We start from the raw sequence: 13,052 nt of genomic DNA on the forward strand, positions 1-13,052 counted from the left end.
TTTCTAATTAATCTAACTATTATTCTATTGTCCAATCAGCTATGTTCCAGAATATACCTACACCATGATGACCTAAAACTGTATCAGGTGTTAAACCTTTTATATTTGGTTTTCCAACATATATGGCATCTATATAAGCAATAAATGTGTATGGCATATCTTTAGTCATCTCTACTTGGAATTGTTTATATAACTTTAATTTTTCATCTTTATTTTCTGTTTCTCTTGCTTGTTGAAGTATTTTATCTATAGTAGGATTAGAATAAGCATTATAGTTTGCACCTTTATCTGTTCCAAATACTTTATATGTATGGTCATCTGGGTCAAATGGACTTCCCCAACCGATTAAATGTGCATCTTGATTAGCCCAATCTGTTTCAGTTACAACTACAGCTTTAGCATCAACACCTATTTCTTTTAACTGCTGTGCACATATTTTAGCCATATCAACTCTAACTTGGTCACTTTCACCAGCTGTTATTTCAAAAGCTAATTTAGTACCTTCTTTTTCATATATTCCATCAGAACCTAATTTCCAACCTAATTTCTCAATTTCTTGCTTAGCTTTTTCTGGATTATACTCAAATTTCTCTATATCAGGATTATTATATGGTCCCATTTGTAAAGGTGAATATGCTGGTACACCATGTCCCAATAATACACTATCAACTATTGCTTTTCTATCTATTGCATAACTTAAAGCATTTGGTAATCCTTTAGTCTTTTCATCTTTAAAGAATTTAGAATTGAAGTTATATAGTATCCCTCTATAATCTGCAGTTTTCATTATATTTACTTTAAAATTCTTTTCGTCTTTCTCAAAATTAGACATATCTTTAGGAGTTACTTGTGCTAAATCTAATTCGCCTGATTTTAATTGCATTGCTTTAGCTTTGTCATCTGGTACAATCTTAAATACTACTTTATCTAGACCTGGCTCTTTTACAAAATAATCACTATTTTTAACAAGTGTTATACTTTGACCTTTATCCCATTTTTCAAGTTTAAATGGTCCAGTACCTATTGGTTTTTGATTAAATCCATCAGTAGCTATATCCTTACCTTCTAATGCATGTTTTGGTAATATTCCAACTGTTAGATAATCAAGCATTGCTGTATTTGGTGCTTTTAAAGTAATTTTTATAGTAGTATCATTAACTACATCAATTTTTGTTATATCTTCATAATTTGATGCTATTTCAGAAGCATTGTCTGGATTCATTATAGTTTCCATTGTGAATTTAACATCATTTGCTGTAAACTTCTCTCCATCATGCCATTTAACATCATCTCTTAAATTAAACGTATATGTATTTGTTGCTTCATCAAATTTCCAATCTTTTGCTAGACAAGGAACTACTTTATTATTTTCATCATGAGCTGTTAATCCATTAAATATCAATGAATTTATTTCTCCATGTTCATATAGTGCCGGATTTATACTTGTATAGTCATTACTTCCATAAACAAGTACTTTACCATCTTTAGGTTTATCTGTTTTTTTGTCCCCATTTCCTGCACTAGAACAGCCTGCCATTAGACTAAGTATCATTACTAGACTTAAAACTTTTAATTTCTTTAATTTCATGATGCTCCCCCTTTTGCTTTTAATAATAAATATTTTTTAAAGCTTTGACCCCATTTATTTAAATAGATATTTCAAATACCTTAGTATTTGCTTATTTAACACTTGAAACGCTGATTTATAAATTACTTGATTTTTTATTATTGCTCTTTCTTATATAATTACCAATATTAGTTATACAAACCAATGTAGTAACTAAAAATATACCTGGAATTAGGATAATCCACCATCTATTTGAAAGCAGTGCTTCCTCTGATAAAGATAGCATACTTCCCCAAGAAACAATTTCTATTGGCAAACCAATTCCTAAAAAACTCAGTGTTGATTCAGTTCCAATAGCTGCACCTATATTTGTTACTACCATAAACATTATTGATGCAACAAAATTTGGAAGTAAGTGCTGTTTTAATATATAGAAAAATCCTCCACCCATACTTTTAGCTGCTAGTATGTACTCACTATTTCTTATTTGTCTAACTTCAGTCCTTACAATTTTAGATATATTCATCCAACTTGTTATCCCTATTACTATGGACATAGATATTGGATTTGAATTCCCAAGTATCGCTTGTACAAATATTATAATTAATATTGATGGTATACTAAGTATGATTTCTGTAAATCTCATCATTGCATCATCTACAAGTTCAGATGCTGAACCACTTATGCTACCATAAACAATTCCTATGATAGTTGATATTATTGTCGAAAATATTCCTATAAATAAAGATATTTTTCCTCCATACCATATCATAGAATATATATCTCTTCCCATTGAATCTGTTCCAAAGAAAAAATCTTTACTTGGAGCTAAATTAGAACTTACTAAATCCATATATGTTGGCTCATGTGTCATTATCAAAGATGAAAATACACTTCCAATAACTATAATGGATAAAATGATGATTGATATATATGGTAACTGTTTAAATTTTTCAAACAGAGTTTTTTTTATTTCTATTTGTTCGTCTTCTACTACTGAAATATAATTTTCTCCTACAATCTCAAAATCACTACATTGCAGCTTCATTGTTATCACCTCTATCGTACTTCATTCTAGGGTCTATTTTATTGTTTATAATTTGAGCTAACATATTTCCAAATACTACTAAAGCCCCTGTTATTAGACATAAAACTAATAACATATTATAATCGTGATACTTTGCACTCTCAAAGCAAAGAGTTCCTAACCCAGGATAAGAAAAAACCTTTTCAACTACATAAGTTCCTCCTAATATGTGAGGTATTGAAATAGCCATAATGCTTATATAGGATGGCATTATATTTCTCAGGCAATGCTTAAAAACAATGGTTCTATTGTTTAAACCTTTTGCTTTACATAGCAATACATAATCTTCTCTTATTTCTTCTAGCAATTTATTTCTTATCATATATGTGTAATACCATAAATGGCTCAATATAAGTACTGTAAGAGGTAATATTAAATGAGATATCCTACTTGATATACTAGATTCCTCTCCCATTGAATAAGCTCCACTACTTGGAAGTATACTTAGATTTATACTGAATATAAGTATAAGTACTAAAGCAACCCAGAATGATGGAATACAGTTGGTTATTGTTCCTAGTTTACATATAATCCTATCTATGAGCTTGTCTTCATGCAATGTACAAAAGATTCCAAGAAGTAATGCTAGCGCAAAGGTAAGTATATATCCTGACCCACCTAATATGATAGTGTTTATATAAACATCATTTATAACAGAAGTAACATTTTGCTTATATTTGAATGAAATTCCAAATTCGCCTCTTGATGCATCTGAAATCCATTTTATATATTGACTGTATATTGGTTCGTTTAGACCAAGTTTTTTCATAGCATTTTCTTTCTCTTGAGTACTCATTCTTTCTACACCATCTCCATAGTAAGAAATTAACGGGTCTCCTGGAGCAAGTCTTGCCATATAAAAAACTACAAAAGATAATAAAAACATTACTAAAATAAACTGCAACAACTTTTTAACTATATCCTTTAACAAACCCCTATTCCCCCTTTGTTGCAATAAAAAAAACCACCAAAAGCAAGCGTCAATCGACGTTTAAACCTTCGTGGTTTTATTATCATTAAATAAAAATTAAATTTTAAATATTTATCTATAAACCAATTTTAGCATCATTTATGTTGTGTGTAAACAAACTTTTGAAAAATTGTTAAAATTTCATCAAATTGTTTTATTTTTACCTAAAATAAAATTTTTATGATGTTACGAATCTTTTATTTTATATAATTATTAAGTTTTTTATTATATAATTATTAAGTTTTTTATTATATAATTATTGGTTTTATATTGACTATTTATTAAAACTATATTATATTAGTTTCTATGCAAACCATCTAAGAGGTGATTTTATTGAAAACTAATTATGATTGTTTTAGAATAGCTATGCTTCTCAAAGAACTCTATTCTAAAACAATGTACACAGTGGAAGAAAATTTTAAAGAAAATGGATTGACACATCAACAGATTATAGTTATAAAACTAATAGCTCATAATCAAGAGCTAACAATATCACAACTATGCGATGAGATGTCTTTAGCTAAAGGAACTGTATCAGGTATAGTCAGTAGATTAGAACAAATTGGCTATGTAGAAAAGTTCAAAAAATATGATGATAAGAGAAATACATATGTTAAATTTACAGAAGATGGACTTGAATTTGCTACAAATTTTAAAAGTAAAATGCAAGAAAGCTTTGATGATATTTTTAAAAATTGTGATGAAAAAGAATTAAATGAATTAGTAAAAAATCTTAGAAATATATTAGCAAAAATAAAGGAGAGATAATTATGAATTCTAAATTAATACTTGCAATAGTGTTTATAACATCAGCTTTAATTTTTTATACTATAGGTGTATTTGGAGAGAGAAAAGCTAAAATTTTAAAAAAGAAACATGTAATTATATTTTGGCTTGGTTTAATATTTGATACTTTAGGAACATTTACAATGAGTAATATAGCTAATAGCCACTCTTTTGAAGTAAAATCTGTATTGTCCCAAAATCTTCATAGTATAACAGGTCTCCTAGCAATTGTTCTTATGCTTTTTCATGCAGGATGGGCTACTTTTGTTTTGTATAAGGATGATGAAGATAAGAAAAAATTCTTCCATAAGTTTAGTATAGTTGTATGGACTATCTGGTTAATTCCATACTTTATAGGTATGTTTATTGGTATGGCTGGATAATAAGTAAAAAAAGTGTGTAAGAAAATGAATATACACTTACACACTTTTTCATATCTATCTATAATATTTTACTTACTCTTTTACACAACTTCATAAATCCTTATGTATAATTTAAATTTATTAAACACCTAATACTTGAGTTACTCCTGGAACTTCGCTTACCAAAACATTTTCAATAATAGCTTTTATTGTCATAGTTGCTCCTGGACATCCACTACAAGCACCTTGTAATCTAACTAAAACTACTCCATTCTCATTTACATCTATAAGCTCTACATCTCCACCATCTCTTTGTAATACAGGTTTTATCTTTTGTTCAAGCACTCTTTCAACTTGTTCTCTCATAGTTATTCCCCCCAGAAATATTTTTATTACCAAGATTATACCAATGGTTTAAATTTTTGTCCATCTAATGATTTTTTAAATTCTATATTTGCCTCATCAATAACCTTAGTATTCATAAATACATCATAAGCACTACAAGCCAATACCTTAGCTGAATTTATCATAGCTGAAAATCCTATGCTTGAACCAGCTGATGCACATGACTGCCATGTATGGCTTGCCACACCAACAGGCCATGCTGCCATTGCAAATTGAGCCACTGGTATCACATAACTTACATCTCCAACATCAGTAGAACCAGCTAATCCTTTACCTTCTGCTCCATCAGCTATACCATGATGTATATAACTGTCCATAATAGATTTATCATCTTGGAATGCTGTAGCTACACCTAGTCTCTCTTCCTTAGTAAGAGTAGCACATAATTTTTTTGCAAATTCTTCTTCTTCAGGAGTAGTTTTAGGGGGGCCAACAAGAATCATATTATCGTATACTAAATCAGTTAAACACTGATTTGGTATATAATCATAAATCCCATCAGTAATTACATACTCCATTTCAGTCTCTGTCATCATAGCTGCTCCTTGTGCCACTTTTATTAGCCTGTCAAGAACATGCTCTGCATCTTTTGCTTTTTTACCTCTTATAAAATACCAACTTTCCGCAAAACCAGGAACTACATTAGGTCTTCCCCCACCATTAGTTATAACATAATGCATTCTTATAGAGTCAATTACATGTTCTCTTAAATAATTTGCTCCTACATTCATAAGTTCAACAGCATCCAATGCACTTCTACCATTATGAGGGGCTTGAGCTGCATGTGCTGTTATTCCCTTAAACTTAAATCTAGCAGATAAATTTGCCAGACTTCCACCTCTCCATGTGGCATTTATATCAAAAGGATGCCATGTAAATGCGCAATCTACATTATCAAAACATCCATTTACACACATTACAGTCTTTCCTCCACCTTCTTCTTCAGCAGGACAACCGAAATACTTTATTGTTCCATTAAATTTATTTTTTTCCATTAGTTCTTTAATAGAAACGACTGCTCCTACACCTGCTACACCCAATAAATTATGACCACATCCATGTCCAGATTCTCCCTCTACCAATGGATTTTTTTCTGTACTCACAGATTGTGATAGTTCTGGCAAAGCATCATATTCGCCAAGTATTCCAATTACTGGCTTCCCTTCTCCAAAACTTGCTATAAATCCAGTAGGTAAATTGTCTACTTCTTCAATTTCAAATCCTTTTGACTTTAGATATTCCTTTTGAATACTGCTTGCATACTTTTCTTCAAAAGCTAATTCTGGATTTTCCCATATTTTTTTAGATAAATCAATTAATTCTTCTCTTATCTCCTCAATATTATTTATAATATATTCTTTCATAATCTCCTCCACAGATATGTATTTTTGATATGCTTTACAAATTATATTATATACTAACATTCTATTTATTCACAATTTTTTGTTAATTAATTTGATTTATATATTCTTCTATACAATGTATTTTTTCCTTATTTTGTCTCTTCATAAATTCAATGTACTCTCTTTTCCATAGTGTAGTTTCACTATTTTTATTTAATAAGAGTTCCAATAAATTAATTTCTTCCATTCTCATATCTTCATAAAATACTACACTTCCCAGTATTGCCAATTCAAATTCACTTAATGAAGCAAATAGCATTAGATAATCATCCCCAAATAAGCACTCAGATTCAAGAATATCAATAAAGTCTTTTTTTGCATTGATGTTTTCCTTTATTATTTTTATTTTTTCAATTATAGAAGTACTTTCTAGTACAGCATTGAATATCGCTCTAAATGACTCATCATCTAATTTATTTTCATCATCAACAATATACTTTTCTAAAGGTTCATTTTCATTCTTACTTACAGTTATCATACTTTTAAAAGTGCCACTTTTTATTGAACTTAGTACAGACTCAATAAATATCTTCTCATATGCTTTTATGTATTTTATCATGGCTTCATCTTCTATATTTAATCTTTCTATCAATACATCAATTGCTTCTTCAAGCAATAAAACTATTTTTTCATTTATTGTACTTTGTTTATCGAGTTCTTCAGAATCATTAAAATCAAAACTATTATTTTCTTCAATAAATTCAATTACATTATTTTCCTCATATACCTTAATTTCACCTTCAAAGGTATGATTGTAGATGTTTCTAAATTGTTTTTCTAAAAATTCATATTCATATTCTGAAATTTTCAAATTAGTTGATTCATTGCCTAAAATTGCAGAGAAAATAGAGTTATTTATAATAAGTTCAAATAAGTTTATAAGTATAACATCACAATCTATTTTATAAGTTATTCCATAATCATAAAATAATTTTTCTCTATCTTTCTTTTTAAATAAATTACAAAATCTATTTTCTATATCCATACTCTCAATATAATTTTTTACATAATAAATTCCTTGAATATCCATATCATCTAATGCCAATGGATAATCTATACTCACTGGAATATCATAGGCTTCAAATTTTATACTATAGTTTTTAAAGAAACCAGACAATTCCATTAAAGTATCATTATATGCTATTGAGTTAGTATATAATTTTCTACTTTTCATTAGTTCATAAAATTTTTCTAACTCAAGTAAATCATATTCAAGAATTTTAATGCCTTCTAAATATATATTCTTAATATTTTTAGACGTCAATCCTACAATTCTTTTTTCTATATTTTCAAGTTTACTTACATATGCATCAATAGCATACCAAATTGAAAGCAATAATTTTTCAGCAACTTCAATCTTTACTGATGTACTTTGACCATTTGTATATTTTTTAATTAAATTTATAAGAATTAAGGATATTTCCTGTTGTATGTTATATACTTCTCTCTCATTTATTACTTTACAATCCATACATTCTTTAAGTAGAGATATTGCATATTGATTTTTTATTAGATTATTTTCGTTTATATTGATGTTGGTTAGATTATTATTTGACATAGTAAGTTTCCCCTCTCATTAGATTAAACTTCTCCAAATTTAAACTTTTTTGCAAATTCCTCTGCTTCCCCTCTTACATTATCCATATTCCCTGTAAATTTTTCATAAAGTTCATCAAGTATTTCTATAATTTCATCATCACAAATTTTATCATCTGTTTCATTTTTTAAGTAATAAAAGATTTCTTGCATATCATTAATAGTCTCTAAATAATCATCCATGTTTGTAAACTGTGATGTATATATATTTTCTATTAATTGTTTTGTAACTTTTATCTCTAATTCTATTCTTCCATATCCCTTTAAAGTATCATTTCTTGAAGTTATTATATCTTTTACATCCTCCTCTGAAAGTACTAGACCATAACACTTAGATTCTTTATTAGTTTCAAGCAATTCATTTCTTTCTATTTCCTTTAAATTTTGATGCATAGAACTCAAAATAATAGGTGATATCATTTTAAAATTCTCCTTTTCCATTTTTCTATTGACTTTTAACTTATTTTATGATATACTTAAATTAGTATATATATTCACTCGCAAAACTACTTATAATAGTATTATTATAAGTAGTTTTTGTCAACTCAAAATTACTATTTTAATTAAATTTTTCAATAAAAAAATATATCATTACTCAGATATATTTTTTATAACTATTTATTCATTTAATAGTTATTTATAATTAAAATCTAAACAATGATATATTAATTTACTTATCTTTTTTAGCTCTACTTCTGCTTTTCTTTACATTTGAGCAATTTCTACAGGAAGGTGAACAGTATTGAGATTTAGAATTTGTAGGTATATAAATCTTTCCACAATACTTACATTTATTTAAAGATGCAGGTTCACTTGTAATTGCAAATGCATATATAGTTTCAATAGCTGTTTTTAAAGAATTAAATTCCCATGCAATAGTGGGTTTATCTAATTGACTTATAGAAAATCCTATCTTTTGAGGATTAAACCCTCCAGACATAATAGTCACACTTTCAGTTAATAAGTTAGACATATTTTTATAGACACAAATTTGATTAAAATGTCTACACATATCCTTAGCAAAATTTACAATCCAATCCAATTGTTCTGTATAAAACCTTGAAAATACTAAATCCAAAATCAGTGGTCTTTTTCCAAAAAACTTAGGTGATTCCTCTCGTTTTGATACATCTATACCTCGTTTATATTTTTTAAAGTATACATCTTCATCACTTGCAAATGGGATAAACATATTTACATACTCATCAGTATTCAATATATTCTCTTTTGTAATATAATTCTTTTCAATCATCAGTACTCTTTCTTCACCCACAATATCTCTATTATATACACTTGAATAAATCAATCCTAACAGTCCATATTTCTTTACAAATTCAAGTACTTCTTTTTTTAATCTCATTTCTTTAGTTTCTTTTGATATATCTTGTAATGCTTCTTGCCCTATGCGAATTATATCTACTATAATTTCATCTGCAACATCAAATGGATTGTACATAGTAAATACAGCATCTTCTGTTGGTACTATATACAGTTCATCTTCTTCAGTAATTTTATATTCATAATCACTATAGCGAATCCAATCACTAGCAAAATTTCCAATTAATTCTATATTTTTATTCATAGTAACAATTTCCTCCCTTTCATAATAATAATTCCCTTTCAATGTAATAGTTAATATTCATTTACTATTACATTTTTAGTTTATTCTATAATTTTCATCATGTCAACTCTTCTTTTTAATTTTATATAACATTAAATCATATAATAACTCTAATTAGCCTAAATATTAATACTAAGCAATAGTAAACTTATAATTAATTTTATCAAAATCTATTTACATTTCTAATTAATATCCTTATAATAATATGTAATATATAAATAATTTTACATATTACATATTATTATAAGGAGAGGTACTCAGAAAATGGATAGAAAACGTGAATTAAAACAACTATACAGGGAAATGAAATTTGACATTGGTGTATTTATGATAAAAAGTGATATTACTAAAAAGATTTATCTTGGAAAAAGCAATGATATAAAAAGCAAGTTTAACTTCCTCAAATTTCAACTTTGTGCTGGGTCATGTATGGTAAGAGATTTAAATAATGCTTGGAAAAAATATGGAGAAAAAGCATTTACATTTGAAATTTTAGAACTTATAAAACATGATGATAATAAAACTGAAAAAGATTACTTAGAAGAATTAGATATTTTAGAAATGGTTTGGTTAGAAAAACTAAAAGAAGATAACTCTTATGAGATTTATTCTTTATAAAAAATGCGCATCATATCTTCTTTTTTGATGTGAACATGATAGGATGGAATTGTCATACAATTTTGTGTATGACTCAATTCATCTTGTCATTTATGAGGATAATTGATTCTTATATATGAATAGCTCACGCATTATTTTTTAACATATACAGTTCAATTTTAGTATATAACTTTGATACATAATTTTAATAAAAAAAATCTTCTAATTGATTTTTGTCATAAAATCAACTAGAAGATTTATATAGTTTAATATTTATACACTATATATCACTAAAATATAAGCATTATACTGACTTTTACTATATATTATGTATTCATTTTACTGATAACATTCTATTATTTTGTAGCTTCTAAACATTGCTCTATAACATTCTTATCATTTATACCTATTGCAGTGACTTTATTAGCATTATTTAATATACTCTTATCACTTTTATCTGAAACTAAAACAACAGGAGCGTTTTTAGCCATTGGTGAAGCAACTAAAGCATAAACTAAATCATCTCCACTTGCCACATAAAACTCTTTTGTTTCATTATAAAACTTCTTAATTACATTCTTATTAGTTTCATATCTATCACTACCATCAATTCTTGTTGCTCTATATCTACTTACTATATAATCACTTAGTGTAGATTTTCCTCCAACAGCATATACTGGAACAGGTGAAACACCAAACCATGGGTCTAAATCTGTATCTTCTTCTGCTGAAGCTATATCTTTTGTCAATAAAATAGGAGCACCATCTCTATACGCAACAGATGCAACACTCACTGCGTCAGCTTCATCTTTAAATCCATTTACTAAAAACGTCTTATCACTGCTTTTTATCTTTTCTATTTCAGCTGCAATTTTATAACTTGTATCTACTCTATCTACTCCATCAATTCTTATAACCTGCATTCTTCTCATAAGTAGCATTTTTTCTACATCTTTACTTATAGTATTTTCGCCACCTATTACATATATCTTAGTAACTCTATTAAGCCTTTGTAAAGTGGCTTCTGGTATATCATCCTTATTAGTTAATAAAATTGCTGCATTATTTACCCCTGCAAGACCACTAGCAGAAATACCATCTACCATCCTAGAATCAGAATTGATAAGTACAGCTGTTGTATAATCTTGCTTATCTGCAATAATACCAGCTGTTTCATATTTATCTGTTCCCTGGATATTTTCGATTTTATCTAGTGCATTTGCTGATGTTGGAAAACTAACACTTAATAATAATGCTGAAATACCTAATGCTAATATTCTTTTACTAAACTTCATAAATTACCTCCCTCAAAATAAATATATTTAGTATCAGTATAATATAAATTCGCTTAAAAGTAGTGTAAAAATAGTTACACTTTTTTTATAATTTAAATCACTCTAAATTAGACACATCTCATCCATTAAAATAACTTCATTCATCCTATAAGCTAAACCGTCCCATGTTTTTTTTGACATATCTACAGATGACCTTTTCTCCAAATGAGACAATAGATATTGTATTTTAAAATCTATTGCATTATATAAATTCTTCTCAAAGATAGATAACTCTTCTTCATTTAGAATACCATCTAAACTCATAGAAGGCAACATTACATATTCTATCTTTCCAGAATCATTAATCACACTACCAATCCATTCTCTAACACCAGGAATATCAGTGGTAATTACATCAAGTCCACATGATAAAGCCTCTAAAACTACAACTGGCAACCCTTCATAAAACGATGGTAAAACAAATATATGTGACTTATTAAATAGCTCAGCTAAGTCACTTTGGTCTAATTTTCCTAAGAAATTCATTTTAAATGGAGATTGACTTGCAAGCTTAACAATCTCATTATAAGATTCAACATCACTTCCTGTACCTGCAAAATTGACTTCTATTAAATCTTTACAATATACTAGTCCAGATATAGCTTTTATAAATGGAATCAATCCTTTTGATTTGCATATCTTTCCTGCAAATACTATCCTTATCTTATCATTTTTTATTTTATAATTTTTATCATAAAATACACTATCATTATATCCACTACCAATTACAACTACTTTACTGTCGCTTACTCCAAAAGTCTTTATAATATCATCTTTTTGCTTTTTATGAAGAGCAAATATTAAATCCAAATTTTTTATATTTGATATTATATATTCTTTTTCTAAATCGATAGTATTTAACTGTCTTAAGCAAGTCCCATGACAAACAGACATAACTTTAATATCTTTCACAATCTCTCTGACAAATGCAGTTAAAAGATATAAATGATGACATATTATAATATCTGGCTTAAAATCTTCCATAGCTCTGTCTATATTTATTTTAAATTGATGTTTTAATCTATTTATCATTTCTACATTTAAATCTCTATATCTAGTACTTTCATATGGCATAGAATCACTCATTCCTACAACAGGAAAATTTAGTTCTCCACAATTATACTTTACTGGATAAAAACTTACATCACTTGAAAAACAGTTTACATTGTCATTAACATCTATACCCGCAATTACAGCTTGCTCATGACCTATTTTTTCAAACCCTTTTATCATACCACACATGTATATTCCACTACCTGTACTATTTGGTTTTTGTGTTATTATATGAAGAATTTTCACTTTTTTACTTACCGCCCCTCTAAAA

13 protein-coding genes are annotated in these 13,052 nt (G+C 27.7%); 3 read left to right on the forward strand and 10 right to left on the reverse strand.

Features of this window, described 5'->3' with window-relative positions; translation table 11 throughout:
- Positions 1-19: 19 nt before the first annotated feature.
- The 3 genes from KGF41_RS10655 to KGF41_RS10665 form a co-directional block, all read right to left on the reverse strand.
- A complete protein-coding gene (locus tag KGF41_RS10655; RefSeq protein ID WP_227830155.1) occupies positions 20-1,588 on the reverse strand; it encodes an ABC transporter substrate-binding protein in 1,569 nt (522 codons plus the stop codon).
- A 115-nt stretch (positions 1,589-1,703) separates the two neighbouring features.
- Positions 1,704-2,615 carry an ABC transporter permease gene (locus KGF41_RS10660; protein WP_227843005.1) on the reverse strand — a complete coding sequence of 304 codons (912 nt, stop codon included), beginning with the start codon at positions 2,613-2,615 and terminating at the stop codon, positions 1,704-1,706.
- Positions 2,599-3,585 carry an ABC transporter permease gene (locus KGF41_RS10665; RefSeq protein WP_227830153.1) on the reverse strand — a complete coding sequence of 329 codons (987 nt, stop codon included), beginning with the start codon at positions 3,583-3,585 and terminating at the stop codon, positions 2,599-2,601. Before KGF41_RS10665 ends, KGF41_RS10660 begins: the two co-directional genes overlap by 17 nt.
- Positions 3,586-3,957: 372 nt before the next feature.
- On the opposite strand from KGF41_RS10665, the gene KGF41_RS10670 reads away from it, so the two are divergent.
- Both KGF41_RS10670 and KGF41_RS10675 read left to right on the forward strand, forming a co-directional pair.
- Positions 3,958-4,392, forward strand: a complete 435-nt coding sequence (locus tag KGF41_RS10670; protein WP_255287880.1) for a MarR family winged helix-turn-helix transcriptional regulator — start codon at positions 3,958-3,960, stop codon at positions 4,390-4,392.
- Positions 4,393-4,394: 2 nt separating this feature from the next.
- A complete protein-coding gene (locus KGF41_RS10675) occupies positions 4,395-4,793 on the forward strand; it encodes an HsmA family protein (protein WP_227830152.1) in 399 nt (132 codons plus the stop codon).
- Between the two features lie 120 nt (positions 4,794-4,913).
- Here KGF41_RS10675 and KGF41_RS10680 read toward each other — a convergent pair whose 3' ends face one another.
- The 5 genes from KGF41_RS10680 to KGF41_RS10700 all read right to left on the reverse strand — a co-directional run bounded on the left by KGF41_RS10680 (position 4,914) and on the right by KGF41_RS10700 (position 9,758).
- On the reverse strand, positions 4,914-5,138 hold the full coding sequence (locus KGF41_RS10680; protein WP_227830151.1) for a NifU family protein: 225 nt from the start codon (positions 5,136-5,138) through the stop codon (positions 4,914-4,916).
- Positions 5,139-5,173: 35 nt separating this feature from the next.
- Positions 5,174-6,541, reverse strand: coding sequence for a M20 family metallopeptidase (locus KGF41_RS10685; protein ID WP_227843006.1), 1,368 nt, complete (start codon positions 6,539-6,541; stop codon positions 5,174-5,176).
- An 82-nt stretch (positions 6,542-6,623) separates the two neighbouring features.
- Positions 6,624-8,138 carry a DUF6179 domain-containing protein gene (locus KGF41_RS10690; protein WP_227850786.1) on the reverse strand — a complete coding sequence of 505 codons (1,515 nt, stop codon included), beginning with the start codon at positions 8,136-8,138 and terminating at the stop codon, positions 6,624-6,626.
- 23 nt (positions 8,139-8,161) lie between these two features.
- Positions 8,162-8,596 (reverse strand): DUF6323 family protein, encoded by a 435-nt coding sequence (locus tag KGF41_RS10695; RefSeq protein ID WP_227830148.1) that lies wholly within the window; start codon positions 8,594-8,596, stop codon positions 8,162-8,164.
- Positions 8,597-8,846: 250 nt separating this feature from the next.
- On the reverse strand, positions 8,847-9,758 hold the full coding sequence (locus KGF41_RS10700) for a recombination protein NinG (RefSeq protein WP_227830147.1): 912 nt from the start codon (positions 9,756-9,758) through the stop codon (positions 8,847-8,849).
- Positions 9,759-10,061: 303 nt separating this feature from the next.
- Here KGF41_RS10700 and KGF41_RS10705 point away from each other — a divergent pair, with 303 nt between their 5' ends.
- Positions 10,062-10,415 (forward strand): GIY-YIG nuclease family protein, encoded by a 354-nt coding sequence (locus KGF41_RS10705; RefSeq protein ID WP_227830146.1) that lies wholly within the window; start codon positions 10,062-10,064, stop codon positions 10,413-10,415.
- Positions 10,416-10,750: 335 nt separating this feature from the next.
- Here the strand turns inward: KGF41_RS10705 and KGF41_RS10710 are convergent, their stop codons facing one another.
- Positions 10,751-11,689 carry a cell wall-binding repeat-containing protein gene (locus KGF41_RS10710; protein ID WP_227856656.1) on the reverse strand — a complete coding sequence of 313 codons (939 nt, stop codon included), beginning with the start codon at positions 11,687-11,689 and terminating at the stop codon, positions 10,751-10,753.
- A 102-nt stretch (positions 11,690-11,791) separates the two neighbouring features.
- Positions 11,792-13,027 carry a glycosyltransferase family 4 protein gene (locus KGF41_RS10715; RefSeq protein WP_227856657.1) on the reverse strand — a complete coding sequence of 412 codons (1,236 nt, stop codon included), beginning with the start codon at positions 13,025-13,027 and terminating at the stop codon, positions 11,792-11,794.
- Positions 13,028-13,052 lie beyond the last annotated feature (25 nt).

This window comes from Clostridioides sp. ZZV14-6150 (assembly GCF_020657875.1).
GTDB lineage: Bacteria > Bacillota > Clostridia > Peptostreptococcales > Peptostreptococcaceae > Clostridioides.

Excerpts from the sequence above, each read along its gene's own strand:
- KGF41_RS10655 (WP_227830155.1), bottom strand. The coding sequence starts at position 1,588 with ATGAAATTAAAGAAATTAAAAGTTTTAAGTCTAGTAATGATACTTAGT.
- KGF41_RS10660 (WP_227843005.1), bottom strand. The coding sequence starts at position 2,615 with ATGAAGCTGCAATGTAGTGATTTTGAGATTGTAGGAGAAAATTATATT.
- KGF41_RS10675 (WP_227830152.1), top strand. The coding sequence starts at position 4,395 with ATGAATTCTAAATTAATACTTGCAATAGTGTTTATAACATCAGCTTTA.
- KGF41_RS10680 (WP_227830151.1), bottom strand. The coding sequence starts at position 5,138 with ATGAGAGAACAAGTTGAAAGAGTGCTTGAACAAAAGATAAAACCTGTA.
- KGF41_RS10685 (WP_227843006.1), bottom strand. The coding sequence starts at position 6,541 with ATGAAAGAATATATTATAAATAATATTGAGGAGATAAGAGAAGAATTA.
- KGF41_RS10690 (WP_227850786.1), bottom strand. The coding sequence starts at position 8,138 with ATGTCAAATAATAATCTAACCAACATCAATATAAACGAAAATAATCTA.
- KGF41_RS10695 (WP_227830148.1), bottom strand. The coding sequence starts at position 8,596 with ATGATATCACCTATTATTTTGAGTTCTATGCATCAAAATTTAAAGGAA.
- KGF41_RS10700 (WP_227830147.1), bottom strand. The coding sequence starts at position 9,758 with ATGAATAAAAATATAGAATTAATTGGAAATTTTGCTAGTGATTGGATT.
- KGF41_RS10705 (WP_227830146.1), top strand. The coding sequence starts at position 10,062 with ATGGATAGAAAACGTGAATTAAAACAACTATACAGGGAAATGAAATTT.
- KGF41_RS10710 (WP_227856656.1), bottom strand. The coding sequence starts at position 11,689 with ATGAAGTTTAGTAAAAGAATATTAGCATTAGGTATTTCAGCATTATTA.